This is a genomic window from Biomaibacter sp. TOL (assembly GCF_059717795.1).
In genome coordinates, this window is sequence record NZ_AP046092.1 from 418196 (window position 1) to 444928 (window position 26733).

A 26733-nucleotide genomic window follows, 5' to 3' on the forward strand; every position below is an offset into this window, starting at 1 on the left:
AAGTTTAAAAGAAAATTTCCAGTTAATATTTAACATTTATGTATTCTATTACTAAATCCAAACAAGGAAGGAGGAGCAAAAAATCACCTTATACAAGGTCAAAAAAATGTCTTGACATCTTTAGCCACCATACTATCTATCTTCAGTTCACCAATACCAGAATAATATTCAAATAAAATTTACAATAATATCTCCCATTTCATTGGTGGAGACCAGTCTTTCCGTTCCGGTATATATGTCAGAAGTTCTATAGCCCTCATCCAGAGTCCTGGTTACCGCCTGTTTTATAGCGGTTGAAGCATCGGCTGCCTCGAAAGAATACTCCAGCATTAGGCTTGCGGACAGTATGCATGCAATGGGGTTTGCTCTGCCTGTGCCAGCAATATCAGGAGCTGAGCCGTGAGTTGGTTCGTAAAGGTAAGGTTTTTTATCCCCCAGGCTGGCCGATGGCAGCATCCCTATGGACCCCGTCAGCACTGCGGATTCATCGCTGAGAATGTCCCCAAAAGTGTTTTCGGTGAGGATGACATCGAACTGTCCAGGGCTTGTCACCATCTGCATGGAGCAATTGTCCACATACATGTGGCAAAGCTCTACATCTGGATATGCTCTTGCCACCTTTCCCACCACTTCCCGCCAGAGCCGAGAAGTTTCCAGGACATTCGCTTTATCTACGGATGTCACGCGTTTCTTCCTTTTTTGAGCGGCTTTAAAAGCTATATGCGCCACTCTCTCAATTTCATGCTCAGTATATGTCATTGTGTCAAAGGCTCGGACTTTTCCTCCGCTTTCATCCCTGCCTTTGGGAGTGCCGAAATATAATCCCCCCGTAAGTTCTCTCACGATTAACAAGTCTAGTTTTTCAACTATTTCCCGCTTTATTGGGGAAGCGTCTATAAGGGCAGGAAACAATACGGCAGGACGAAGATTGGCATAAAGTCCGAAGTGCTTCCTCAAGCCCAGAATGGCTCTTTCCGGCCGCAACCGGCTCTCCACGCCATCCCACTTGGGCCCTCCCACAGCTCCGAACAAAACAGCGTCACATTCCTCACATAGCTTTACAGTGGATTCGGGCAGCGGTATACCATAAGCATCTATGGCAGCGCCACCGGCAAGACCTTCATGAAAGTCAAACTCTAAGTCAAATTTTTTCTCTACTGCGTGGAGAACTTTTACAGCCTCAGCCATGACTTCAGGACCTATGCCGTCTCCCGCCAGAACAGCTATTTTATACATCGCGATTTTCCGCCTTTCGAGCATAGTTTAGCAGGCCTCCCGCCTGGATTATGCCTTTAATAAAATCGGGAAAAGGCATGGCAGTATAAGAGCCGCCTGAAGTCAGATTCTTAATGATACCGGTATCGGTATCTATCTCCAGTTCGTCTCCCGCTTTGACAAAATCCACTGCTTCCTCGCATTCCAGGATTGGAAGGCCTATATTTATAGAGTTCCTGTAGAAAATTCTTGCGAAGGACCGTGCGATGACGCAGCTTATCCCACAGGTCTTGATGGCCAGCGGTGCATGCTCCCGTGAACTGCCGCATCCGAAATTTTTTCCTGCGATAATGATGTCTCCTGGGTTTACTTTTTTTGGAAAGCCAGGGTCCATATCCTCCATGCAATGGGAAGCCAGTTCCTGCGGATCAGTGGTATTCAAATAACGGGCCGGAATGATGACATCAGTGTCGATATTGTCTCCAAAAATCCATGCTTTACCCCTGAATATCATATATCGGCCACCTCCGCTGGATGAGTTATTCTTCCTTTAACGGCGGAAGCTGCGGCCACCGCCGGGTTTGCCAGGAAAATTTGGCTTTCGGGATGCCCCATACGCCCCACAAAATTCCGATTTGTGGTGGATACTGCCTTTTCTCCCTTTGCAAGTATTCCCATATATCCTCCCAGGCAAGGTCCGCAGGTAGGTGTGCTTACAGCGGCACCTGACTCTATAAAAATTTCCATGATTCCTTCTTTTATCATCTGACTGTAAACCTCCTGAGTGGCAGGGATGATTATCAGCCTGACATACGGATGAACCCTGTGGCCCTTGATGACCCGGGCAGCCTGGCGCATATCCTCTATTCTGCCGTTTGTACAGGACCCTATAACCACCTGGTCTATCGAAATATCCCCGACTTCATGTACACTGACGGAGTTTTCCGGCAGGTGCGGAAGCGCCACCTGGGGCTCTATCTTCGATACATCGTAGTCGATAACCCGGCAGTATTCTGCGTCATTATCGCTTTTAAATATCTCATAATCTCTTTTTGCTCTTGATTTCACATACTCAAGAGTCACTTCGTCGGGCTCCATGATACCGTTTTTACCGCCGGCCTCAATGGCCATGTTGCTCATGGTAAACCTTTCGTCCATAGTGAGGTTCTTTAAAGCGTCTCCCGTAAATTCCATGGCTTTGTACAGGGCGCCGTCCACTCCGATGTCTCCTATGGTGTAGAGGATGAGGTCTTTTCCTGTAACCCAGGGGTTTAGCTGGCCGTGATAGATAAATTTTATGGTTTCGGGGACTTTGAACCAGCATTTTCCTGTCATCATTGCAAAAGCCAGGTCAGTGCTGCCCACACCGGTGGAAAATGCGCCCAGAGCTCCATAGGTGCATGTATGAGAGTCGGCGCCCACCACCAGATCGCCCGGAAGCACGATGCCCTGCTCGGGCAGCAGAGCGTGTTCCACACCCATTCTTCCCACTTCATAGTAATGCGTAATCTGTTGATTCCGGGCGAATTCTCTTAATGTTTTACAGAGTTCGGCGGATTTAATATCTTTATTCGGTGCGAAATGGTCGGGAATCAGTGCAATCCTTTCCCGATCGAAAACCTTTTTTGCGCCTGCCTTTTTAAATTCTTCTATGGCGACAGGACCGGTGATATCGTTGGCCAGAGCAAGATCTACATCGGCCATGACGAGTTCTCCCGGCTCTACATACTCCTTATGGCAATGTCTTGCAAGTATCTTTTGAGTTATGGTCATGCCCACGGTGCACACCTCCTCAGGAACCGTTGCCGTTTACGAGGGTTTTGTTGAGTGCGTTGATGTATGCCAGAGCGCTGGCCTCGATGACATCTGTGCTCAAGCCTCTGCCGGTATGAGTTTTGCCGTCTTTTTCTATTTTTACGATGACCTCGCCCATAGCATCCTTGCCGCCGGAAACAGATTTAATCGAATAATCTACCAGCCTGCAATCTATATTGCATGCTCTTTCAAGAGCTCTGTAGGTGGCATCAACGGGGCCGTCACCGGTAGCCGCTTCCTCCACACTTTTTTCTCCTATTCTGACCTTTACCGTAGCTGTGGATATGGTTTGATTCCCGCTGGAAGTCTGAAAATATTCTAATGTAATCAGCTGCGGTATTTTAAGAACCTGGTCTTCCACCAGCGCTTCTATATCTTTATCTGTGATTTCCTTTTTCTTATCCGCTAAATCCTTAAATCTTTCAAAGGCTTTGTTCAATTCTTCGTCGGACAGTTCATATCCCATTTCTTTCAACCTCTGGGCAAAAGCGTGACGGCCGGAGAGTTTCCCCAGCACCAGCCTGTTTGAGGAAAGCCCGATGGATTCCGGTGTCATGATTTCATAGGTAGATTTTTCCGAAAGCACCCCGTGTTGATGGATGCCGGATTCATGTGCAAAGGCATTGGCACCGACAATGGCTTTATTCGGCTGAACATATATACCCGATAGGGTGCTCACCAGTTTACTGGTGCGGTAAATGTGTTTTGTGTCTATGTTTAAATCCACATCGTATATATCCTTTCGTGTAATGAGAGCCATTACCACTTCTTCCAAAGCGGCATTGCCTGCCCGTTCCCCCAGGCCGTTTACCGCGCATTCAATCTGGTCGGCGCCGTTTTTCACCGCTGCCAGGGAATTGGCCACAGCCATGCCCAAATCATTGTGGCAGTGAACACTTATTTTTACCTTATCCATTTCAGGAACCCTTTCTCGAAGGGTCTTCACCAGTTTGCCGAACTCCTCCGGCGTGGCGTAGCCCACAGTATCGGGAATGTTTATAACAGTCGCTCCCGCACGGATGGCAGCGGAAAACAGCTTGCAGAGAAACTCTATTTCCGACCTGGATGCGTCTTCGGCCGAAAACTCCACATCTTCAACATAAGATTTAGCCCTTTTTACGGCTTCTATGGCAGCTTCCAGCACCTGTTCAGGCGTCATCTTAAGTTTATATTTCATGTGAATCGGGGATGACGCAATGAACGTATGAATACGGGGCCGCTCCGCCGCTTTTACAGCTTCGGCGGCCCTGTCGATATCCTTAAAGTTAGCCCTAGCAAGCCCTGCTATCACGGGACCTTTTACATTTTCAGCTATTGTCTTTACGGCGTTGAAGTCTCCGTTAGACGCTATGGGGAATCCTGCTTCTATGACATCGACCTGGAGTTTTGCCAGTTGCTTGGCTATTTCCAGCTTCTCATGAGAATTCAGCGAAACTCCCGGCGACTGCTCTCCATCCCGCAGGGTGGTATCGAAAATCTCAACTCTTCTTGCCATTTTACATGCCTCCTCTCCTAGAAAATCAGCAATGCCATTCCTCTCACATCTCACTTCTGCTTTTTAAGCCACGGCATCATGCTTCGGAGCTCTGCCCCCACTTTTTCAATGGGATGTTCGGCTTCTTTTGCAAGAATTGTATTATATACAGGACGGTTTGCCTGGTTCTCCAGTATCCATTTTCTGGCAAATTCACCCGTCACGATCTCATTCAGCACTTTCTTCATTTCCCTGCGGGTGTCCTCATTGATGATTCTCTTGCCGACGGTGATGTCGCCGTATTTGGCCGTATCGCTGATTGAATACCTCATCCAGCCGATACCGCCTTCATAAATCAAATCCACGATTAGCTTCATCTCATGCAGGCATTCAAAATATGCGATTTCGGGCTGATATCCCGCATTGACCAGGGTCTCAAACCCGGCCCTGATTAGTTCCGTTAAACCACCGCATAGTACGCACTGCTCGCCGAAGAGGTCTGTTTCGGTCTCTTCCGCAAAGGTGGTTTCGATGACTCCAGCCCGGGTACCGCCTATTCCCTTCGCATAAGCCAGAGCAATGTCTTTTGCCCTACCGGTATAATCCCTTTCAACCGCCATGAGGCAGGGAACGCCTGCACCCTGCTCATACATTCTTCTCACAAGATGCCCTGGCCCCTTGGGCGCTATCATGAAAACATCCACATAATCCGGTGGGACGATCTGATGGTACCTTATGTTGAATCCATGAGCAAAAGCCAGAGCATTGCCCTCTTTAAGGTTGGGTTTTATTTCTTCTTCATAAATTTTTGCCTGCACATGGTCCGGAACAAGCATCATAATGATGTCTGCATCCTTTGCCGCATCGCTGACGGTCTTCACGGTCAAACCGGCTTCTTCGGCTGTTTTCCAGGATTTCGAGCCCTCATACAACCCTACTACCACATTTACTCCGCTGTCCTTTAGATTCAGAGCATGACCGTGGCCCTGGCTACCGTAACCTATGACCGCAACGGTCTTGCCCTCCAGCAATTTCAAATCAGCATCTTTGTCATAATACATTTTCGCCATAATTATTCTTCCTCCTCAATTTTTATTGTTTTTGTTCCTCTATTCACGGCAATTACGCCGGTGCGGACCAATTCTTTGATTCCAAAAGGCTTTAAGAGTTCTTCAAAGGCGCTAACTTTATCCTTATCTCCCGTAAGTTCGATTATCATTGACTTGCGGCTCACATCCACGATGTTTGCTCTGAAAATTTCCGCTATGTGAATGATTTCGGATCTTACCTGAGGCTCTGCATCAACCTTAATCAAGACCAGTTCCCGGCTCACCGACTCTTCAGGGATTATCTTGCTGACCTTTATGACATCCACCAGTTTGTTCAGCTGCTTTTTTACCTGTTCGACAATATATTCATCCCCGTCCACCACGATAGTCATGCGGGATATTTCGGGATTTTCGGTGGTGCCCACCGCCAGACTGTCAATGTTGAAGCCTCTGCGGCTGAAAAGGCCTGCCACCCTCGACAGTACACCGGGATGATTTTCCACCAGAACCGACAATGTTGTTTTCATAGGCTTCATCCTCCTATCATCTCATTGATGGGTGAGCCATTCAACACCATGGGGTAGACATTTTCGTTTATATCCACCATGCATTCCAGCAAAAAGCATCCCTTTTCAGAAATAAGTTCATCCAGAGCATTATCCAATTCTTCCCTGCTGTCTATTCTTTTTGCTTTGATTCCGTAACTTTCAGCAAGCTTCACGAAGTCCGGCACAAAACCGAAATTCACCTGACTGTAACGCTTTTTGCAGTAAAATTCCTGAAGCTGCCTTACCAGGCCCAATCCTTTATTGTTGAACAGAATCATTTTCAGGGAAAGGTTGTTTTCCATGGCGGTGGCCATCTCCGCCAGGTTCATCTGGAAACTGCCATCTCCGCATATATTGATTACATTCTGCTCGGGCCTTGCGAATTTGGCTCCTATGGCTGCCGGCAAACCGTAACCCATGGTTCCAAGCCCCCCCGAACTGATAAAGGTGCGGGGTTTTGTAAATTTGTAGTACTGAGCCACCCACATCTGATGAGAACCAACTTCTGTGGTAATTATGGCGTCACCGCCGGTCTTTGCGGAGAGAGCCTCGATGATTTCCTGGGGACACAGTTTGTTTGTCTTATTGTATGAAAAAGATTTTTTCTTAAGTTCAGCAATACGGCTGTTCCATTCGGCGGGCTGTTTCGGCTGAACCTCCTTCAGTATTTCCGCGAGAATCCGCTTTACATCGCCGACTATGGGAATATCCGCCTTTACATTTTTTCCTATTTCCGCCGGGTCTATATCGATGTGAATTATTTTCGCTCTTGGAGCAAAGCCTGCCACCCTGCCGGTCAATCGATCCCCGAATCTTGCTCCTGCGGCTATAACCAGATCGGATTCCGTTACTGCAATATTCGCATACGGCATGCCGTGCATACCCATCATGCCCAGAGAAAGAGGGTGGTCTTCCGGAAAAGCTCCGATGCCCATGAGTGACGTAGCCACTGGAATATGGGCCTTTTCCGCGAGTTTCAGGAGCTCTTCTTCAGCACCAGCGGAATTTATCCCTCCTCCAGCGCATATAACGGGTCGCTGAGCTTTGTTGATGGCTTCGGCGGCCCTTGAAATCTGAAGCGGGTGTCCGTCGGTTTTCGGTTTATATCCACGAAGTGCGATCTGCTCGGGGTATTTGAACTCTATTCTGGTCTCTGCCACATCTTTCGGCAAATCAATGAGCACGGGGCCCGGTCTCCCTGTCGAAGCTATATAGAAGGCTTCCTTCACGATTCGCGGAATATCTTCTGCTTTTTTAACCAGGTAATTGTGCTTTGTAAAAGGCGCCGTGGCACCGGTAATATCCACTTCCTGAAAAACGTCGCGGCCGATTAGGCTGGTGGATACCTGGCCGGTTATGGCGACCACAGGTACCGAATCCATGTAAGCTGTTGCGATTCCGGTCACAAGATTCGTGGCGCCGGGACCCGAAGTGGCCATGCATACGCCCACCTTTCGGGATACCCTGGCGTAACCGCTGGCAGCATGAGCTGCCGCCTGTTCGGACCGTGTGAGGATATGCTTTATTTTTTTTGCATGAAACAGGGAGTCATATACGGGAAGAATGGCTCCCCCGGGATAGCCGAACACTACGCTTACGCCTTCCATCTCCAGCGATCTTATCAATGCTTCTGCGGCAGTAATTTTCATATTCCCACCTCGCTTTTGTTTGATAAAAAATAACCCCCCCGCCCCGAGAAATCAAATTCCCAGGGACGAGGGGGGAGTTAACCCCGTGGTACCACCCTGCTTTGCCCTGCCTTGCGGCTCGGGCCTCAGGAAGTAGATTAAACTACTTCAATCTTAACGCTTGAAAGCGGCGCCGGACTACTGCTGTTTCATCCGGGCTGTTCGGGAGCGAGCGCAAAACGGCAACCTTCGGCCGGCTTTCACCTTCCCCGGCTCTCTTTCGCTCAGGTTTTCCGTTTTCCTCTCCGTCATTACATTTTTGGGTATAAAAAATCCAGCAGCAATACTTTATAGGAACCTGCCGCTGGAGCTTTTTATGCTCACGGTGTTCTAAGGATAACCCTAGATTGTACCGCTCGGTCGCTGACACCTTACGGCCGGAACCCTGAGGTACACTTCCTATAACCAATAACCAATTTGATTAATAGCCCTGGAGTAAAAAGGGGATGTAAGCTAGAAATTATGACCTCTGACATCACTTATTTATTGATATGTATTTTATCATCAGTTTTCGAATTATGTCAATACTCAATATGTTAATTTTTTGTTAACATAAAACTCTTTTAAGTTGTTCCCGTTCTACTCTTAATCAATGATATGTACTCTTATCAAATTGGTGGTGCCTGTCACATTTGCAGGCACTCCTGCAGTTATAACCACCATGTCGCCCTTTCGCACAATTCCGGATTTCAAAGCGCCTTCCACCGCTTCCCTGAACATTTCATCCGTAGAACGGGTGTCTTCGACCTGCAGCGGCCAAACCCCTCTTACAATCTGCAGAGTCCTGATGACCTTTTCTCTCGGAGTTACAGCAATAATAGGAATTTCAGGCCGGAATTTTGCCACCGCTCTGGCTGTATATCCGGATTTTGTGGATGTTATTATGGCCCTGACCCCCAGGTCGTGAGCGATTGAGCATGAGGCATGGCTAATGGCATCCGTGACGGTTTTTATAACTTTCGGCTCTTTGTATTTTTTAATATGCACTGAATCTTCTGCTTTTCTTGCTATTTTTACCATAATTTTTACCGTTTCTACAGGATAGCTGCCTGCAGCAGTCTCACCCGAAAGCATTATTGCGTCGGTACCGTCAAATATGGCATTTGCTACATCGGTAGTTTCCGCTCTTGTAGGCCTGGGGTTGCGTATCATCGAATCCAGCATCTGAGTTGCAGTTACGACAGGTTTTCCTGCTTCATTGCACTTTGCTATAATATCTTTCTGGATAAGAGGCACTTCTTCAACAGGAATCTCCACGCCCAGGTCTCCGCGGGCTATCATCACTCCGTCGGCGGCACTGATGATTTCATCTATGTTATTGACTCCTTCACGGTTTTCAATCTTTGCTATTATTTGAACATCTTCCGCACCGTTTTCTTCAAGTATCCTTCTGATATCCAGAACGTCCGAAGCTTTTCTGACAAAGGAAGCCGCCACGAAGTCGATACCCATACGGATACCGAACAGGATGTCTTCTATGTCTTTTTGAGTAATGGCCGGCAGGGGAAGGGATTTATTGGGAACATTGACGCTCTTTTTATCGCTGATCTCGCCGCCGTTTACCACCCTGCACAACACTTCCCGTTCCCCGGACTCCTTCACTTCAAGTTCGATAAGGCCATCCGCCAGTAGAATCCTGTCGCCTTTTTCAACAAACTTGTATAAATCTTTGTAGGTCACAAAAACACGGTCCTCGTTCCCTTCTACAGGTACCAGCGACAGAGCAAAGTCCTGGCCTTCTTTTAAGACTGCCTTCGTTTTTGCAAAAGTGCCCAGCCTTATCTCCGGCCCCTTGGTATCCAGCATGATAGCCACATTCGCTTTCAGTTCCTTCGCTGCTTCCCTCAAATTATTGATTCTTTTCATGTGTTCCTCATGGGTTCCATGGGAAAAGTTCAATCGGGCAATGTTCATCCCGGCTGATATCAGCCCTGAGATAACGTCCTTGCTTTCGCTGGCCGGTCCGAGAGTGCATATTATTTTGGTCTTGAGCATAAAGGCGACACTCCCTTACATGGATAGAATTTCTGCCAGCTTATATATTTCCATATCCAGCGGTTTGGGCGTGACAAGTATCTTTTCAAGATCGGTCACCAGCAGTTCTCCATTGACAAGCCCCACCATCTTGTTCCCGATATTATCCTTGAGCAGCTCCACCGCCTTTCCTCCCAGCCTGCTGGCGAGGATGCGGTCAAAAGCAGAAGGCGTCCCACCTCTCTGAAGGTGACCCAGCACTATAATTCTGGTCTCAAAGCCGGTTTTTTCTTTGATTCTATTGCCGATATCAAAACCGCTGGCCGCACCTTCCGCTACAATGATGATGCTGTGAAGCTTCCCCCTTCTGTAGCCGCTGATAATCTTGTTGCATATATCGTCCACATTGAACGGGATTTCAGGAACTAGTATTGTCTCCGCACCGCTGGCAAGTCCCGCATAAAGTGCTATATGTCCGGCTTCTCTTCCCATAACCTCTATCACAAATGTCCTCTCATGAGAAGTTGCCGTATCCCTTACTTTATTTACGGCTTCCACCACCGTGTTCAAAGCCGTGTCAAAGCCTATGGCGTAATCGGTAAAGGGAATATCGTTATCGATGGTGCCTGGAATGCCGATTGTGGGTATGCCCTGTCGGGAGAGGGCTATGGCTCCCCTGAACGAACCGTCCCCGCCTATTACGACCAGACCTTCTATCCCGAAAGCCTCCAGATTCTTTATAGCTTTTTTCTGTCCTTCTTCGGTCTTAAATTCCTCGCACCGGGCCGTCCTCAAAAAGGTGCCGCCGCGATGGACAATATCTCCCACGGAACTTGAATCGAGTTTGACAAAATCGGAATTAATAAGACCCATATAACCCTTTTTTATTCCATAAACTTCTATCCCGTAATATACAGCTTTTCTAACTATAGCCCTGACAGCGGCATTCATCCCCGGCGCATCCCCGCCGCTTGTAAGTACGCCTATCCTTTTCATTAGCCTCTCCCCTTTTATAAATTTTTTTCAAGAATTACTTTCTGAGCCTCCTGAGCTTCGGATTCCGGCACCAGTATTTCTATGCAACATCCGTGTTTTTTGCTGCGCATGGCTTCCCTGGTCTTAACCAGAATCCCTTCTGATTTCAGTACCTGCTCCACTTTTTGCGCGGTATCTTTATCTGTTGCCATATAAATAACAGTCCACACGAATTCAAGCCTCCTTTTTATTAATTATTATTGACCCTTCGTTATCTAAAATTAAATTGTAACCCCATAAGTCATGAAGAAGTCCAAGATTTTCTTTCGAAGAATTCAGGCCGGATTTTAACAAAAAACATCTGTCCTGTTCCTGTAAATAAACAACTACTCTGGTCCTGCCCGGATGAGACCTGATAAAATCTTTCAATCTCAGTAAATCCGATTCAATATCGCGGATAAATATAATTAAAATATCCTGTTTGTCTTCTTCAAGAGACACTTTTTCCAGCGGGGCGATTTCCTCAGCGATTATTTTCGGAGTTTCATCTTCTTTAAAATTCACTCTGCCTTTTATAATGACTTTTAAATCGGCCTGAAGAAGTGCACGGTATTTATCATAAGTCTGCGGAAACACGAGGATTTCCATGGTCCCGGTGAGGTCCTCCAGGGTCAAAAAAGCCATTATTTTTTCGCTTTTTGTAGTTTTTGTCTTAACTCCTGCAATAATACCTCCCACCACTACCTGAAGATTGTCTTCGCAATCCTCCTCATATAAATTTTTACTATAAAATGTCGTCGTATTCAAGAGTTGTTTTTCAAATTCTCTCAGCGGATGACCTGTGACATAAAGTCCCAGCATCTCTTTTTCCATGGCGAGCAGTTGACTTTTCGGGTATTCGGGAATATCCGGCAGTGTCTCTGAAGGAGCAGGGCTTTCAATTAGTTCGAATAATGATATCTGATTTTTCATCTTTTTTTCTTGTTTGGAAGCTCCGCTCAATACTTCCTCGTAAATATTCAGAAGCTGCGACCGCCGGGCTCCGAGGGAATCCATGGCTCCGCTTTTTATCAAGCTTTCAACCGTCTTTTTATTGAGTTCTTCGGAAACTCTTTCGGCAAAATCCCATAGCGTCGTAAACCTGCCTCCTCTTTTTCTTTCATCGATAATCGCTTTAGCTACCCCATGGCCCACGTTTTTCACCGCAGTCAGGCCGAATCTGATTTTTTTGCCGATGACGGTGAAAGTGTCGAAACTCTCGTTTATGTCCGGAGGCAGCACCTCAATGCCCATATGCCGGCATTCATTAACATAAAAAGCTATTTTGTCGCTGTTGTCCATAACGCTGGTCAGGAGAGCTGCCATAAATTCCACCGGGTAATGCGCTTTAAGATACGCCGTCTGATAAGCGATCACCGCGTAAGCCGCGGTATGAGCCTTGTTGAAACCGTAACCGGCAAAATAGGAAATATCGTCAAAAATTTTCGCCGCTGTATTGCTGTCTATATTATTTTTAACACAGCCTTCTATAAAGGAAGCCCTCTGGGCCGCCATTACATCCTGTTTTTTCTTGCCCATGGCTTTTCTAAGAATGTCTGCCTGGGCCAGTGAAAAACCGGCGAGCTCCTGGGCAATTTTCATCGCCTGTTCCTGATATAATATTATGCCGTAGGTTTCTGAAAGAATGGGTTCCAGGAGCGGATGGAGGTATTTGATGGATTTTTCACCGTTTTTGCTTTTAATGAATTCTTCCGCCGCTCCACTGCCCAGAGGGCCCGGCCTGTAAAGCCCTATTACGGCTATGATATCTTCGAAAACACTGGGTTTCAGTTCCTTTAGCAAATTTTGCATACCGCTGCTTTCCAATTGGAAGACTCCCGCAGTGCTGCCTTCACTTAACATCTCATAAACCTTTTTATCATCAAGAGGCAGCGTGTCAAGGTCAATCTCTATATTACGGGTATGGCGTATTATGTTCAGTGCGTCTCTGATTACCGTAAGAGTCCTCAGACCTAGAAAATCCATCTTTAAAAGGCCTAGTTCTTCCAGAGTGGTCATGGTATACTGAGTTGCCACATTGGAGTCGCCTATCTTATGCAAAGGTACATGCTCCACCAGGGGATCTTTTGATATAACCACTCCGGCGGCATGGGTTGAAGCGTGTCTCGGAAATCCTTCCAGGGCTCTCGCTATATCGAGAAGCCTTCTGACTCTATCCTTTTCATCATACATTTTTTTTAACTCGGGATTTAGGGTGAGTGCATTATCTATTGTTATGCCCAGTTCCATAGGGACCATCTTTGCTATAGCGTCCACTTCGCCATAGGGGTATCCCAGGACCCTGCCCACATCCCTGATGGCGGCCCTGGCGGCCATTGTTCCGAACGTCACGATCTGGGCTACTCGGTCCTTTCCATATTTTTCCACCACATAATCTATCACTTCCTGCCGTCTCTCGTAGCAAAAATCCACATCAATGTCCGGCATTGTAACCCTTTCCGGATTTAAAAATCGCTCAAAGAGAAGGTTATATTTCAGGGGATCGATATTCGTGATGTGCAGGCAGTATGCCACGAGGCTCCCTGCTGCGGAACCTCTGCCCGGTCCTACCATTATCCTATTTTTCCTGGCAAAGTTTATGAAATCCCAGACGATGAGAAAATAGCTGGAATATCCCATCCTCTTGATGGTATCCAGTTCATAATTGAGTCTGTGTTTGATTTCCGGAGTGATATTCGAATACCGCTCCGCCAGGCCTTGAAAGCACAATTTTTCAAGATATTCGTCCTGGGTGTAACCGTCAGGTACTTTATAAGACGGAAGGTGCAGTGTGTTAAAGTCCAGTTCCACATTGCATCTTTCTGCGATTCGCATGGTGTTCTCCAGAGCGTCGGGTACATAAGAAAACAGAATTTGCATTTCCTCGGCGGATTTAAGGTAGAACTCCTCTGTTGCGAATTTAAGTCTGGATTCGTCTTCCAGAGTTTTGCCGGTTTGAATGCAGAGCAGAGCATCATGCACAGGGGCGTCTTGTTTTAAAATATAATGGACATCATTGGTCGCCACAAGCGGGATACCGGTTTCACGGCTGAGCGATATCAGATCTCCGTTTACTTTTTTCTGATCCAGTATGCCGTGGTCCTGGAGTTCTAGATAAAAATTATCTGCGCCAAAAATTTCTCTAAATTCCAGGGCTTTCTGCCGCGCTCTTTCATATTCACCCGCCAAAAGCAGTGTCGGAATTTCTCCGGCCAGGCAGGCGCTGAGCGCTATCAGACCTTCGCTGTACTGTCCAAGCACGTGCATGTCCACCCTGGGCTTATAATAAAAACCTTCTATAAATCCCAGCGAAACAATTTTCATCAAATTCCTGTAGCCTTTGTTGTCCTTCGCCAGCAGCACCAGATGATATTGATCGTCATCTATTCCCGGCTGATTGTCTGCCATGGTGCGTTTTGCCATGTAAACCTCACAGCCTATTATGGGCTTTATGCCGTGGGATTTCATCGTTTTGTAAAATTCCACAGCACCGTACATTGCACCATGGTCGGTGATGGCAGCGCTTTTTGCGCCCAGTTCTACCAGGCGCTTAGCCAGCCTTTCTATCTTACACGCACCGTCGAGCAGGCTGTAATTCGTATGAACATGAAGATGAACAAAGTCAGTCATTTCGTTCACCTACCTGTCGATGACCTTCACGGAAATCAGGGCTTTTGCCACCAGTTTACCCCTGTGGTATACATTTACTTCGGCTTTGCCTGATTTTCTGCCCATATCGATTATGTCAGCCGTCACTTCGATTTCTTCTTCCAGTTCCACTGGTTTGGAAAAATACACAGTAAAGCTGTCAAGAACGGTTTCCATGCGCTTCTGGCTTCTGAAAGCTTCAAACCCCGCATTGGTCATAACCGTCATCAGAGCCCCGCAGCTTGCCACACCGTACGGATTTAACATAATGGGGCCCGTTTTGCCTTTCATTCTCACGCCGTTTTCGGTCTTGGACAACGAAAAACGGCTCATTATTATTCCGTCGACGGTTTCTCCGATCTGGGGTTGGAAGCTTAAGTTTTGCAGCGCTTTTATGGCATCCTGACGGGTTATTACGCCGATTAGCTTTTTATCCTCCACTACGGGAATAAGTTCAATTCCTTCCCAGACCATAACATGGGCGGCATGGGCCACTGGCGTGTCCCTGCCTACGACTATTGGGTTTTTGCTCATGACGTCTTTTATGAGAATATCGTCTTGCAGGCCGGCTATATCATTGGTAGTGGCGATCCCCACCACCCTTTTTTCCTCATCCACCACCGGGAACTTGCTGTGGTGTGTCAACTTGAGCAACCTGCGCCAGTCGCCCACCGTCGCATTCATGTCGAGGTAATCCGGGTCTTTTACCATAGCGTCTTTTACCCTGATTACATCCTTTCTCACCAGGAGTTTGTATAAGGCCCTGTTAATACAGGTAGCAACCGTAAAAGTATCGTAAGATGAAGAAATTAGCGGCATGTTTACTCTGTCCGCAAGTTTTACGACTTCCTCATCCACATCGAACCCGCCGGTCACAAGGACTGCCGCTCCCATTTTAAGCGCCAGCATCTGGGCGTCCTTCCTGTTGCCTACGATGAGCAGACTCTCGGGCTCGATGTATTCTGCCATTTCCTTTACTTCCATAGCGCCTATGAGGAATTTGTTCAGAGGCTTGTGAAGGCCAGCCCTGCCACCAAGTATACTGCCTTCCACAATATTCACGACTTCTGCAAAAGTAAGCTTCTCGATAGCTTCATCGGTTTTCTTTTCGATGCGCACAGTGCCGATACGGGGCATTGTGCAGACAAAGCCTTCCAGCTGAGCATCTTTAATAGCCCTATAAGCTGTCCCTTCGCTAACCTCGAGTTCCTGAGCCAGCTGTCTTACGGAAATCCTGGAGCCCACTTTTAAATTTTTAATGTGATTTATTATCTGTTCGTGCTTTGTCATATTTTCCTCCGCCTACATTGGGGACATTCCTCCGCATTCTGCATATTATTATACCTAATTTAAAAGCTACCGTCACGGTAGCTTTTAAATTATTCTTCCCCAAATTTGCTTTCTATCAGTTCAATAAGTTTTTCCACAGCCTCTTTTTCATCGTCTCCCTGAGCTGAAAGCTTGATCTCGGTCCCCTGGCTTACAGCAAGAGACATTACTCCCATTATACTTTTGGCATTGACTTTTTTGCCTTCTTTTTCAATATAAATTTCTGATTTGAATTTGTTGGCGGTCTGGACAAATAATGCCGCCGGTCTTGCGTGCAAACCGGTTTTGTTTTTGACTACAACATTTTTTTCAAACATGTTTTTTTTCTCCTTTCATTGACTGTAAATTTTCTACTATATTTTCTATTTTTTTTAATCTATAGCTCACACCGGACTTGCCCAAAACCGGGGTCATCATCTGGCCCAGCTCTTTGAGGCACAAATCCGGAAACTTGAGCCGAAGTTCGGCAACCTGTTTTAAATTTGAAGGTAAATCATCAAAGAGGTTTTGCTGTTTAAGAAATTTTATGCATTCTATCTGCCTCACCGCGGCGTCAACGGTTTTGTTTAAATTTGCGGTTTCGCAATTTACCATGCGGTTTACACTGTTTCTCATTTCTTTAATAACTCTTATATCTTCAAATTTGAGCAGGCTGTTGTGTGCGCCCATTATCCCGAGAAGATCGGCTATGTTATTTCCATCTTTCAAGTATACCATCTGGCTGTTTTTCCTTTCCATCAACCCGGACTTTAGCCCGAAGCTGTTGATTAGCCGGGAAAGAGCGGAAGCATGCCTTTTTCCAATAGTAACAAATTCCATATGATATGGTCCCTTAGGGTCGCTAATCGACCCGCCTCCGAGAAAGGCGCCCCTGAGATATGCCCTGCGACAGCATCGTTTCCTTACCAGCAGCGGATGGATTGAGCCTTTAAGACCTATCCTTTTTTCACTTTCGGTCAATATGCCCAGATCTTTGAGCAGGCCGCGCGCTTCTTCCATATTTACAGATATAATATACATTACATGGTTTTTCAAAAAATTGTTCTTGCTTATGACAACCTCCACGGAAGACTTAACATGATTTTTAAGCAATTTAAATGCTTTTCTGGCGGTAGAGGCATGTTCCGTTTGAATTTGAAGCGCCGCTTTACCTGGACCGCCCGTAATCTTTATGCTTCCCGCCATGCGAATCATAGCCGCAAGTTCTGCTCGCTGGCAGCATGTATCCGAAGTAAGCCGGGCGAGCTCTTCCTTTACTTCATAGGAAAAAGACATAATGACACCTGCTTTAACTTTATTGTTATTCTACAAAAAAAATGAAAAACCTTCTTACCAAATAAAAATATTTTCTTGAGCTTCGACTGTAGCAATTTATGTTTTTATTATGTTCATAATGATTCCCGCAAGCTTTTCCGGACTGTGACGGACTACATCGGTATAGTTCAAAATATCCGCTTCCACAACATTATAACCCATTTTTCGGATTTTTTCACTATCGCAGATTACGGGGCCCGCTCCGTCAGCCAGATACCGGTGCAGCAATTCTTCCGGGACTCTTCCGGTATTGACCACCACATACTCCAGAAGGTCGCTTCTTGAGTGTTCTATTATGGCCCGTACATGGTCATAGGCGGAATAACCGGTGGTCTCTCCGGGTTGGGTCATTATATTTACCACATATATTTTTTTTGCTCGAGACTCTGCAATGCTCCTTACCATATCTTTTACGAGTAGATTGGGAATCACGCTGGTATACAGGCTTCCGGGCCCGAGTATCACAGCATCGGCTTTTTCCAATGCCTCCAGGGCTTCGTCCAGAGGTTTCGCATCTTCCGGTCTTATCCGGATGCGCTTGATTTGCCTTCTGGGCTGAGGGATATTTGATTCTCCCCAAGCAGTGCTTCCGTCGGAGTATTCGGCTTCAAGGATGACGTCCTCCAATGTCGAAGGCAATACCCTGCCCCTGACCGCAAGAACTTTGCTGGATTCTTTTATAGCCAGTTCAAAATCCCCCAGCATTTCCGTCATTGCCGCCAGAAAAATGTTTCCAAAGCTGTGCCCCTTAAATGAACCCACAGTAAAACGATACTGAAAAAGGTTTTCCATCAGCGGTTCAGTATCGGCTAGGGCAAGAAGACAATTCCGTATATCGCCCGGCGGTGGAATTTTTAATTCATCTCGAATTATTCCGGAACTTCCGCCATCATCGGCTACCGTAACTACGGCGGTTATATTTGATGTATATTTTTTAAGTCCTCTGAGGAGGTTTGGGAGCCCGGTTCCTCCGCCAACACATACAATATTAGGATTCACTCGTTTCACCTCTATCTTTGTCGAAATCCCGATGATTCACTATTACTTTATGATGTGCGGATTTAAGTTGTGCGGAAAGTTCATTGGCAACGGCTATGGACCTGTGCCGGCCGCCGGTGCAGCCTATGGCAATCACCAGTTGGGATTTTCCTTCTTTTATATAATACGGAATCAGGAATTCAATTAAATCGTTTAATTTATCCAGAAATTGCCTGCTTTCCGGCCATTTCATCACATAGTCCCTCACTTCGGGGTCTTCACCCGAAAGGGAGCGAAGTTCGTCCACATAATACGGATTCGGTATGAATCTCACGTCGAAAACCAGATCCGCATCGAGGGGGATACCCTGTTTGAAGCCGAAGGACACTATATTTATCAATAGCGGTTCTTCTTTTCCCGATTCTATAAAATTCCTAACTATCTCTTCCTTCAATTGACCCGGGGTTTTATACGATGTGTCAATTATGCAGTCTGCTTCCTGCTTCAATCTTATCATTTTCTTGCGCTCGGAAATTATACCTTCAACTATACGACCTTCCGGCGCCAGCGGATGACGGCGGCGGCTTTCCTTGAATCTTTTTATGAGAACTTCATCCGACGCCTCCAGGAACAGTATTTTATATGTATATCCGGCGTCGTGCATTGCCTTGAGGCTTTCAAAAAGGCTGTCGAAAAAATCTCCGCCTCTAATATCTATGACAAGGGCTATTTTATTTATTCTTTTCCTACTTTCCTTGCAAAGTTCGGCAAAAGTGGGTATTAAGGCCGGCGGCAGATTGTCCACACAAAAATAGCCGTGGTCTTCAAACACCCTCAATGCCAGGGTGCGTCCGGCACCGGAAAGACCGGTTATGATTATGAATTTTATATCTTTCATTCTATCACCCCCTTTGAGACGTGGGAAGTGAGAGGTATGAGGTGTAATTAAGTCGGATTTTTACCCAGGCAAAAATCTTTTCCCTCACTTCTCACATAATATAATAATATATTATAATATAATTCTTAAGTTACAGCTTCGGGATGGTTATAGTGTACTAGTCAATGTTAGGGAACAGCACTGCAATTCATGGGACATATGTTGAATAATCACCTTGGGTTCTGGATATTTCGGGAATCCTTACAGCATTTATAATATCGTTTTCATTCAGACCGGCTTTCTCTGCTATTTCGAGACCTCTTCTGAAATTCCCCACATCCGACGGTCGATGGGCGTCGCTGCCTATGGCAAACCTGACACCGTATTTTTTTGCTATTGTTGCGTATTCTGCGGTCATATACCCGTGCCCTGCATTTATCTCCAGTGCCGTACCGCATTCCGCAGCAGTCTTCGCCAGTGCAGCGGTGTCTATTGGCAGATGAAGGCCCGGATGAGTAACAATTGCTATTTTATGGTTTTTCACCGCTCTTACTAAGGCTTTTGTGTTCTGGTCGAGTGTCTTTTCTCTGAGCGATCCTATGCGCCATTGAAGCATGTTTTCAACCATCAGGTGGTAACCATCCTTCAGACTTCGAGTCCATACCATAGGATGAAGACCTGCCATGACATAATCGAGCTTGGCCAGTATTTTATCTGAAATGTCCAGGTCGCCGTCAAGGCTTATAATATTGGCTTCACAACCCAGCAATATGCGAATTCCGCTGAAAATTGTCTTTAAATTTTCTACCTCTTCCCTCATCCTTTCAAAGTCGTCAGGATCGGTACCTATGCCGATATTGGCGGGGCCGTGCTCCGATATACCTATGGCTGAAAGCCCCTTTTTTACTGCAACTTCTACATTTTGCCTTATCGTGCCCGTTCCATGACTATATATTGTATGCGTATGAAAGTCAGCCCATAATCTCATGTGACTCCTCCTCTATACATAGTATAATATATATTATGGACAAAATCTATTTTTTTGATTTTACGTTGCATTAAAGCAGGAATTGGCAAAAAAACCGTAGAATATTATTACACAGACAAATATCTTTGGGGAGTGATAAATTGAAAATAACAGGGATAGAAGCGGTAGCTGTTGCGGTTCCCATGAAGAAGCCTTTCAGAGTGGCATACGGGACAACCACCGTAGCCAGAAATATAATAGTATATGCCCACGGCGAAAACGGTTTGATCGGTATAGGCGGTACCGCCGGCCCCGAGAAGGTGACGGGAGAATCTCTCGAATCTATAAAATACGTCATAAATGAAGTTCTGACACCGGCCATAGTCGGTCAGGACTCCACCGATATGGAAAAAATTTCGGCAATAATGGATAGAATCATAACTAAAAACACTGCAGCCAAAGCGGCAGTAGACATGGCTTTGTATGACCTTTCGGCAAAATCCGCGGGGCTGCCTTTATATAAGTTTCTTGGCGGATATAAAGGTGTACTGGAGACCGATTACACACTGGGAATCGACGAACCGGAAATCATGGCAAAAGAGGCGGTGGAACTTAAAAATAAAGGTTTCAAAACGCTTAAGGTAAAGGTTGGAGAAGAACCGGCCAAGGATATGGAACGCATAAAAAAAATTCGGGAAGAAGTGGGTTATGATGTAAAAATACGTCTTGACGCCAATCAGGGATGGAAGCCTAAGGAAGCCATCAGAATCATAAAGGCTCTCGAAGAATATGATATCGAGCTGGTGGAACAGCCTGTCCCTTTTTGGGATATAGACGGTCTCGCAAAAGTCACGAAAAGCGTGGATGTCCCCATAATGGCCGACGAAGCATGCCATACGCCTCAGGATGCCATTATGCTCATTAAAAAAGAGGCGGCGGATCTTATCAATATAAAGCTTTCCAAGTGCGGCGGAATTTTTAAAGCATTGCAGATAGCACATATTGCTGAAAGCGCCGGTATGGAATGCATGGTGGGTTGCATGGTGGAGACCAGAGCCAGCATACTTCCTGCGGTACATCTTGCCTGCGGAGTAAAGAATATAACCAGAGCCGACCTGGATTCGGCCATGTATCTGAAGCAAGACCCGGTGATCGGCGGCGCCATAGTCGAAAACGCAATATTTCATCTGGGCAATGAACCCGGGACAGGAGTTACGGAAATAATAACTAACGACTTTTTGCACGAGGAGGTTCGACCATGATAGACACACTGCTTTTTGATCTGGACGGCACTTTATTGCCCATAGACACCGATGAGTTTATAGACAATTATCTGAAACTGCTTGCCTCAAAACTTGCTTCACTAATAGAGCCCGAAGAATTTATACAGAAACTTATGTCATCTACATATGTCATGATTCACGACCTAAATCCTTCAAAGACTAATAAGGACGTGTTCTGGGAAGATTTTCTCCCCAGGATGCCCTCTGATAAAAAGAAAGAGTTGATTCAGATTTTTGACGATTTTTATAAAAACGACTTTCCCACCCTTTCGTGCATTGTAAATAAAAATCCTGTAGCGGCAAAGATTTTAAATACTGCTTTAAAAAAGGGTTATAATCTTGTAATAGCCACCAGCCCCATTTTCCCGGAAAGCGCCATTTTAGAAAGGCTCAGGTGGATAGATGCCATCGATTTTCCGTACAGGCTCGTTACAACCTATGAAAACATGCACTTTTCCAAACCTCATCTGGAGTATTATGAAGAAATCCTTGAAAGAATTCGAAAGAGCCCGGATGAATGCATAATGATAGGCAACGATGTGGAGGAGGACCTGGCGGCCGGGCTGCTTGGGATGAAAACATATCTGGTGACCGACCATATGCTGAACAGAAAAAATCTTGATATAAAATGCGATTATTGCGGGTCCTTGAACGACCTTCTTGATTTTGTCGAAAAATTAAAGGAGGTATGACGCATGAATGTGTATGACCTGGCCCACGAACTGGCTCGCGCCTTGAGCCAGTGCCCCGAATATCGTGAATTTTCCAGGGCAAAAGAGGAACTTGAAAAAGACATCCAGGCTAAAAACATGCTAAAAGATTTAAGGGCGAGGCAACTCGAGGTGGAAGCTTTAAAGCTTTCCGGCAAGCCTGTGGAAGATGCCCAAAAAAATCTTGAAAACTTATATAACATCGTAAGTTATAATTCTTTATTAAGACAGTACCTGGAAGCGGAAGCGAAGTTTGCCGTATTGATGGCCGATATTCAGGGCATTATCGCCAGGGCTGTCGGGCTTGATCTAAACTTTGACGAACAATCAAAAAATGAGTAAAAATAAGCAAGCCTTTTATTGGGCTTGCTTAAAATTTAATAAATAAGGAGGTAGAAAGCGGTTTGAAATTCAGTGGATGATTATATATTAGCAAGACTTTATTAAGATAATGTTATAAAAATATTAATTTATTGTTAAAAAAGTATCTTTTTTTTCGGCTATTTTATGCCGTTATCAACAGGTATATATCGGCTTAAAATTTTCTCGGCTTCGGAAAAAATTTCCTGCCTCAAACTCTGGGGCTCCAGCACTTCAGCCTGGCTTCCATAACCCAGGATCCATCTTTTTATTTCCATAAGTCCGCTTACTCTGGCAGAAAATATTATTGTCCCATTCTTTTCTTCAACAATCTTCTGGGTGGGCAGCCACTCCATTTCTCTCACCATCCTGGAAGCAGGCGGAAAAAATCGCACAATCACGTTAACCTCTTCGCCCCGGGTTATTTGCCATGAGTTTTTAAGATACTCTCTCAACGAAAAATTTTTTCTAATTACAAATGATTTTCCGGTTTCATTTACGGCTTTTATGCGGTCTACTCTGAATATCTTGACATCTTTGCGCCAGTGGCAGAAAGCAATAAGATACCACGCACCGCTTTTGTAAATCAAATGATAGGGATCCAGAATCCTCCGCTTTGTTTCATCTCTGCTCAGGGTATAGTATTCAACCTCGATGCTCTTCTTTTCTGAAATACATTTTTCAATTATGTAGAATAAATTTTCCCACAGCCTTGTTTTCAATGTTTCGATTTCGTAGGATATGGAAGAAATTTTGTTCGAAGAAGTTTTTATCTCATCTTTTGCCAGGGTATTTTTCAATTTTGAAAGGGCGGTTCTAAAATCTTTTTCAAACATGAACCCGTTTTTCTTGACAAGCACTTCACCTGCAAAGAACAGCACCGCGATTTCTTCCGGAGTAAGCTTCGGTGCCTTAAAGTAAAAATCTTTAGGAATGTAAAAACCTCCATACCTGCCAGGTTTTGACTCTATCGGAATGTTTGCCGTTCTCAAAGACTCTATGTCTCTGTAAACGGTTTTTAAATCCGTTTCAAGAATGTCGGCCAGTTCCTGCGCTTTTACAAGATTTCGGGCTTGCAGATACATCATTATATCTATCATGCGGGAAAATTTGCTCATAAATCAATGCTCCTTTCATTGTTCTAAAATTCGATAAAAAATGTCATATTCCTGCAAAATATGTGCTATATTTGAGAAAAAATGGTATAATAACAATGCAAAATTTTTTTATCGGAGGAAAATGACTTTGGCTAAAGTGATTCTATCCAGAAACCGTTCAAAAAGAATCGAGCACGGCCATCCCTGGGTATTCAAAACGGAGATTGAGACCGTGGAAGGGGATTTTAATCCCGGAGATATTGTGGATGTGGTGAATTTTAAAGGAAAATTCCTGGGCAGGGGTTATATAAATCCAAAATCTCAGATTGTCGTCAGATTTTTGACCGAAAATAAAGATGAAGTAATCGATAGGGAATTTTTTAAGAAAAGGATCCTTGCGGCTTTAAAGTACCGTCAAAGTCTGGAATTTCACGGGAGCTTCAGGGTTGTTTACGGTGAATCGGACTTTCTTCCCGCCCTTATTGTGGACAAATTTGAAGATATCCTGGTCATCCAAACTCTAGCGCTGGGGATGGACCGGTTTAAACCGGTCATTGTGGATGTGTTGAAGGAAATCTTTAACCCCAGGGGCATATATGAGCGAAACGACGTTCCCGTTAGGGAGCTTGAGGGATTGCCCCAGCAAAAGGGTTTTCTGTACGGAAAATTTGACCCTATAGTAATTATCGAAGAAAACGGCCTGAAGTTTTATGTTGATGTGGAAAAAGGGCAGAAAACCGGATTTTTTTTGGATCAAAAGGAAAACCGTCATGCACTGGCACCGCTGGTAAAAGGCGCCAATGTCCTCGAATGTTTTTGTTATACCGGAGCTTTCGCTCTTTGTGCAGCTCGCTTCGGCGCAAAAAATGTTCTGGCTTACGACGTTTCAGCCGAAGCCGTAGAATATGCCAATAAAAATGCGGAAATTAATAATTTGTCTCACATATGCAGGTTTGCCGAAGGAAATGCCTTTGATGTACTGCGTCGGTTTTATGACGAAGGGCGGAAGTTCGATGTAGTCATCCTGGACCCGCCTGCTTTTGCCAAAAACAAATTCGCTCTGGAAAATGCGGTAAGAGGGTATAAGGAAATAAATTTAAGAGGCTTAAAACTGCTCAAACCCGGCGGATATCTTGTCACATCGTCCTGTTCTCATCATGTAAGCGAAGCCCTTTTTCGGGAAATCATTGAGTCTGCGGCCTTTGACGCCAGGCTCAGGCTCAGGCTTGTGGAGAGCCGGACTCAGGCAAAAGATCATCCCATACTGATGCCTGCCGAAGAAACCAGGTATTTGAAATTTCTCATACTGCAGGTCCTGTAAATTATAAAGAACGAAAAAGAGAGGAGCGCCTTTTGACGGACCTCTCTTTTGCCGTTTTACTGAAAGTATCGGGAAACAGCCTCGTTGTTCTGCTGAGCTATCCTTGCCTGCTGCTGAGCTGCCTCCTGCGCCTGTTGAGCCTGCTGCTGGGTATTCTGTACCTGACTCTGGGTATTTTCTATCTGAGATTGGGTGTTTTTTATTTGCTGCATATATTGCTGGAGTTGTTGCTGCTGTTGCTGTTGCTGTGGCATTTGCTGCAATTGCTGAAGTTGTTTCGTCGATTGATCTAAAAGCTGGTTCATTTGATAAAATACCTGATTTGTCTGGATGCTCTGCTGAGCCTGCGTTAGCGCATTAATCGCCTGCTGAATTGCCTGGTTTACCTGAGCATCCGTTTGCTGCTGCTGGGTCTGGGCCTGACTTTTCAATTGATTTAACAGCTGCTGAAATTGCTGTGGAGAAGTTTGCATCATTTGAGAACCTCCTTGTTTCGGCTGTCCGGCGCCTATCATGCCGGCATAATAGGTACCGGTGCTGCCCGTTCTGTTGTTTAGCTCATGTGATACCTCGGAATCCACTTTCTTTTCAAGCAAATATTCGTTTAAATCTTTCCTGCGTGCCAATCTAGCACCCCCAACAAAAAATCGACTTTCTATATTAATATTCCCTCGAATAAGCAGAATAATATATGAAATTTTTTCAAAAACGGGGTTTTAGTGCACCATATTGTCTATAGACCTGTTCAATTCATAGAAAACCTTTCTTTGCAAAACGCCCTGTTGAGCCGTATTCAATGCATCTATGGCCTGTTGCAGCGCATCCTGCAAATTCTGAACGGCAGGGTTCACCGGAGCAGTTGATTCATTCCAGACCGGGAGCGGAATATCGTTTATGCCGGCTCTTAACTGGTTTTCCAGATTTTTATAATTTATGGCAAATTGCCGGGAGGCGGTATTGAACTCATCTATATACCTGGAAAGCTCCTGAGAAAATTGGGTTAAACCATCATTTATTTTTTTAACACCTTCCAGAAGGGCCATGCGTTTTTGAGAAATTTGTTCCTGCCTTAATTTGGTATTGGAACCATCTACCCACCTGGCGAGCACGTTCCTGTTTTGTTCGATATCCATTTCAATCTGTTTCAATGTGTTATCAATATCATTCTTGAAGGTAAGTAAATTATCCTGTATATTTTTAACTAAATTATTTATATTTGTAAAATTTTTCTGGCTCTGCTTAAAAAAATTTTCTAGACCAGTATTCTGCTCAGAAAAAGCATGGGGAATAGCCTGTAGATTGTCCAAAAAAGACACCTCCATTTTTGAATTTCCGAGATATATTATTGCCATTCTTAATTGTTTTTCTGCATGTTTTTTACGCTTCCATATATTTCTAAATATCAATTGCTGCCCTACGAAAAATACAATTCAGCCAGGAAAAAGGCCATGGAACTGATGGAGCGGGTAGGTCTTTCAAACAGAATATCATATAGACGCCCAAGAAATGTCCGGCGGTGAACAGCAGAGGGTAGCTGTCGCCCGGGCTTTAATACGCAACCCCAAAGTACTTTTGGCAGACGAATTAACCGGGAACCTGGATACTGATACGCGGGATAGCATAATGGAGCTTTTGGACGAATTAAACTGTCAAGGTTTGGCAGTAGTTGTGGCAACCCACGACCAGGAAGTAATAGCTCACGCCAAAAGGCGCATCAGGCTGCGGGACGGTGCAATAATCAACCCCTAAAATACAATGAATATTTTGTTGTTTACATATGCAAAAAAAATGTTATAATATAGATAAAGAGGTAATCGGAACCGCAATAGTGCGGTTGCCACGGGTTATTAAATAACAATCACCCTATGGCCGAGCAGGGTGATTGTTATTTTTTTCCTTTATTTATTGCCTTAATTAAAACAATAATCAAGAAATCAGCGATACGGTAAACATAGAGGATGCGATCATTAATGACAGAGCCTCATATGTACTCATACCGCACCACCTCCTTCCTTTTATCATCAAGGAGGTGGCAACCACACCCTGCTTATCCGATTACCTTATGCAAAATT

The 26733-nt window shown here is 45.2% G+C and carries 26 protein-coding genes; 5 read left to right on the forward strand and 21 right to left on the reverse strand.

The window, feature by feature from the left end; all coding sequences use genetic code 11:
- Nucleotides 1-168 precede the first annotated feature (168 nt).
- The 17 genes from leuB to AC6I1H_RS02295 form a co-directional block, all read right to left on the reverse strand.
- Nucleotides 169-1236: a 3-isopropylmalate dehydrogenase gene (gene leuB, locus AC6I1H_RS02215; RefSeq protein ID WP_497739403.1), complete on the reverse strand. Its 1068-nt coding sequence runs from the start codon at nucleotides 1234-1236 to the stop codon at nucleotides 169-171.
- A complete protein-coding gene (gene leuD / locus AC6I1H_RS02220) occupies nucleotides 1229-1729 on the reverse strand; it encodes a 3-isopropylmalate dehydratase small subunit (RefSeq protein ID WP_497739404.1) in 501 nt (166 codons plus the stop codon). Before leuD ends, leuB begins: the two co-directional genes overlap by 8 nt.
- On the reverse strand, nucleotides 1726-2994 hold the full coding sequence (leuC, locus tag AC6I1H_RS02225; protein ID WP_497739405.1) for a 3-isopropylmalate dehydratase large subunit: 1269 nt from the start codon (nucleotides 2992-2994) through the stop codon (nucleotides 1726-1728). Before leuC ends, leuD begins: the two co-directional genes overlap by 4 nt.
- A gap of 13 nt (nucleotides 2995-3007) precedes the next feature.
- The gene (locus AC6I1H_RS02230; protein ID WP_497739406.1) at nucleotides 3008-4525 is read right to left on the reverse strand and encodes a 2-isopropylmalate synthase; all 1518 of its coding nucleotides are present in this window, start codon (nucleotides 4523-4525) and stop codon (nucleotides 3008-3010) included.
- Nucleotides 4526-4575: 50 nt separating this feature from the next.
- Nucleotides 4576-5574 (reverse strand): ketol-acid reductoisomerase, encoded by a 999-nt coding sequence (gene ilvC / locus AC6I1H_RS02235; RefSeq protein ID WP_497739407.1) that lies wholly within the window; start codon nucleotides 5572-5574, stop codon nucleotides 4576-4578.
- A gap of 2 nt (nucleotides 5575-5576) precedes the next feature.
- Nucleotides 5577-6080: an acetolactate synthase small subunit gene (ilvN, locus tag AC6I1H_RS02240; RefSeq protein WP_497739408.1), complete on the reverse strand. Its 504-nt coding sequence runs from the start codon at nucleotides 6078-6080 to the stop codon at nucleotides 5577-5579.
- Between the two features lie 5 nt (nucleotides 6081-6085).
- Nucleotides 6086-7750 carry a biosynthetic-type acetolactate synthase large subunit gene (gene ilvB / locus AC6I1H_RS02245; protein ID WP_497739409.1) on the reverse strand — a complete coding sequence of 555 codons (1665 nt, stop codon included), beginning with the start codon at nucleotides 7748-7750 and terminating at the stop codon, nucleotides 6086-6088.
- Nucleotides 7751-8374: 624 nt separating this feature from the next.
- Nucleotides 8375-9784 carry a pyruvate kinase gene (gene pyk / locus AC6I1H_RS02250; RefSeq protein WP_497739410.1) on the reverse strand — a complete coding sequence of 470 codons (1410 nt, stop codon included), beginning with the start codon at nucleotides 9782-9784 and terminating at the stop codon, nucleotides 8375-8377.
- Nucleotides 9785-9799: 15 nt separating this feature from the next.
- A complete protein-coding gene (pfkA, locus tag AC6I1H_RS02255; protein WP_497739411.1) occupies nucleotides 9800-10759 on the reverse strand; it encodes a 6-phosphofructokinase in 960 nt (319 codons plus the stop codon).
- 14 nt (nucleotides 10760-10773) lie between these two features.
- Nucleotides 10774-10968: a hypothetical protein gene (locus tag AC6I1H_RS02260; protein ID WP_120767537.1), complete on the reverse strand. Its 195-nt coding sequence runs from the start codon at nucleotides 10966-10968 to the stop codon at nucleotides 10774-10776.
- Nucleotides 10969-10972: 4 nt separating this feature from the next.
- Entirely contained in the window at nucleotides 10973-14407 is a 3435-nt protein-coding gene (locus AC6I1H_RS02265) for a DNA polymerase III subunit alpha (protein WP_497739412.1), read from the reverse strand.
- A gap of 9 nt (nucleotides 14408-14416) precedes the next feature.
- The gene (locus AC6I1H_RS02270; protein ID WP_497739413.1) at nucleotides 14417-15715 is read right to left on the reverse strand and encodes a DRTGG domain-containing protein; all 1299 of its coding nucleotides are present in this window, start codon (nucleotides 15713-15715) and stop codon (nucleotides 14417-14419) included.
- A gap of 89 nt (nucleotides 15716-15804) precedes the next feature.
- Complete coding sequence (locus AC6I1H_RS02275; RefSeq protein WP_497739414.1) at nucleotides 15805-16071, reverse strand: HPr family phosphocarrier protein; 267 nt, start codon at nucleotides 16069-16071, stop codon at nucleotides 15805-15807.
- Nucleotides 16064-17029: a DNA-binding protein WhiA gene (gene whiA / locus AC6I1H_RS02280; RefSeq protein WP_497739415.1), complete on the reverse strand. Its 966-nt coding sequence runs from the start codon at nucleotides 17027-17029 to the stop codon at nucleotides 16064-16066. The genes AC6I1H_RS02275 and whiA overlap by 8 nt, the downstream gene beginning before the upstream one ends.
- Nucleotides 17030-17125: 96 nt before the next feature.
- Entirely contained in the window at nucleotides 17126-18067 is a 942-nt protein-coding gene (locus tag AC6I1H_RS02285) for a gluconeogenesis factor YvcK family protein (RefSeq protein ID WP_497739416.1), read from the reverse strand.
- The gene (gene rapZ, locus AC6I1H_RS02290) at nucleotides 18057-18935 is read right to left on the reverse strand and encodes an RNase adapter RapZ (protein WP_497740689.1); all 879 of its coding nucleotides are present in this window, start codon (nucleotides 18933-18935) and stop codon (nucleotides 18057-18059) included. The genes AC6I1H_RS02285 and rapZ overlap by 11 nt, the downstream gene beginning before the upstream one ends.
- A gap of 196 nt (nucleotides 18936-19131) precedes the next feature.
- Nucleotides 19132-19911, reverse strand: coding sequence for a PHP domain-containing protein (locus tag AC6I1H_RS02295; RefSeq protein ID WP_497739417.1), 780 nt, complete (start codon nucleotides 19909-19911; stop codon nucleotides 19132-19134).
- A gap of 140 nt (nucleotides 19912-20051) precedes the next feature.
- On the opposite strand from AC6I1H_RS02295, the gene AC6I1H_RS02300 reads away from it, so the two are divergent.
- Genes AC6I1H_RS02300 through AC6I1H_RS02310 form a run of 3 tightly spaced genes read left to right on the forward strand, consistent with a single transcriptional unit; the run spans nucleotide 20052 to nucleotide 22225 of the window.
- Complete coding sequence (locus AC6I1H_RS02300; RefSeq protein WP_497739418.1) at nucleotides 20052-21152, forward strand: mandelate racemase/muconate lactonizing enzyme family protein; 1101 nt, start codon at nucleotides 20052-20054, stop codon at nucleotides 21150-21152.
- Nucleotides 21149-21865 (forward strand): HAD family hydrolase, encoded by a 717-nt coding sequence (locus AC6I1H_RS02305; protein WP_497739419.1) that lies wholly within the window; start codon nucleotides 21149-21151, stop codon nucleotides 21863-21865. Before AC6I1H_RS02300 ends, AC6I1H_RS02305 begins: the two co-directional genes overlap by 4 nt.
- Before the next feature lie 3 nt (nucleotides 21866-21868).
- The gene (locus AC6I1H_RS02310; protein WP_497739420.1) at nucleotides 21869-22225 is read left to right on the forward strand and encodes a YlbF/YmcA family competence regulator; all 357 of its coding nucleotides are present in this window, start codon (nucleotides 21869-21871) and stop codon (nucleotides 22223-22225) included.
- A 158-nt stretch (nucleotides 22226-22383) separates the two neighbouring features.
- On the opposite strand, the gene AC6I1H_RS02315 is transcribed toward AC6I1H_RS02310, so the two are convergent.
- On the reverse strand, nucleotides 22384-23361 hold the full coding sequence (locus AC6I1H_RS02315) for a helix-turn-helix transcriptional regulator (RefSeq protein ID WP_497739421.1): 978 nt from the start codon (nucleotides 23359-23361) through the stop codon (nucleotides 22384-22386).
- A gap of 127 nt (nucleotides 23362-23488) precedes the next feature.
- Between AC6I1H_RS02315 and AC6I1H_RS02320 the strand changes: the two genes are divergently transcribed.
- Entirely contained in the window at nucleotides 23489-24661 is a 1173-nt protein-coding gene (locus AC6I1H_RS02320) for a class I SAM-dependent rRNA methyltransferase (RefSeq protein ID WP_497739422.1), read from the forward strand.
- Between the two features lie 56 nt (nucleotides 24662-24717).
- On the opposite strand, the gene AC6I1H_RS02325 is transcribed toward AC6I1H_RS02320, so the two are convergent.
- Both AC6I1H_RS02325 and AC6I1H_RS02330 read right to left on the reverse strand, forming a co-directional pair.
- Nucleotides 24718-25287 (reverse strand): hypothetical protein, encoded by a 570-nt coding sequence (locus AC6I1H_RS02325; protein WP_497739423.1) that lies wholly within the window; start codon nucleotides 25285-25287, stop codon nucleotides 24718-24720.
- 90 nt (nucleotides 25288-25377) lie between these two features.
- Nucleotides 25378-25968, reverse strand: coding sequence for a hypothetical protein (locus tag AC6I1H_RS02330; protein WP_497739424.1), 591 nt, complete (start codon nucleotides 25966-25968; stop codon nucleotides 25378-25380).
- Between the two features lie 199 nt (nucleotides 25969-26167).
- Between AC6I1H_RS02330 and AC6I1H_RS02335 the strand changes: the two genes are divergently transcribed.
- Nucleotides 26168-26410 carry an ATP-binding cassette domain-containing protein gene (locus AC6I1H_RS02335; protein ID WP_497739425.1) on the forward strand — a complete coding sequence of 81 codons (243 nt, stop codon included), beginning with the start codon at nucleotides 26168-26170 and terminating at the stop codon, nucleotides 26408-26410.
- A gap of 177 nt (nucleotides 26411-26587) precedes the next feature.
- Here AC6I1H_RS02335 and AC6I1H_RS02340 read toward each other — a convergent pair whose 3' ends face one another.
- Complete coding sequence (locus tag AC6I1H_RS02340; protein WP_497740690.1) at nucleotides 26588-26683, reverse strand: putative holin-like toxin; 96 nt, start codon at nucleotides 26681-26683, stop codon at nucleotides 26588-26590.
- Nucleotides 26684-26733 lie beyond the last annotated feature (50 nt).